At 55.4% G+C, this 233-nt stretch carries 1 protein-coding gene; it reads left to right on the top strand.

Going from position 1 to position 233, the window contains the following annotated elements; all coding sequences use genetic code 11:
- Positions 1-233: hypothetical protein (locus ACPYOJ_RS37010; RefSeq protein WP_481420632.1), on the top strand; the 233-nt coding region annotated here is incomplete at both ends.

Raw genomic sequence — 233 nt, 5'->3', positions numbered from 1 at the left:
GGGCTACATTACCGACGACGAAGTGAAGACGGAGATGAAGCAGGCGCCCTCCAAGGCGAAGAGCTATTGGTCCGGCGCTGGCCAGTATGTGGATGATATGGTTATGGACGAACTGCCGGGCCTGATCGGCGACGTCAAGGAAGAACTCATCGTCGATACGAAAATAGACAAGGGGCTGGAGAAGAGGGCCGATCAGTCGATGAACGATGTTCTTCGCAAAGAGGGCGCAAAGC

Source organism: Rhizobium sp. SVR5-9E (assembly GCF_056755095.1).
Note: the sequence above shows the minus strand (reverse complement) of the source record. Positions and strands in the feature narration are given on the sequence as shown.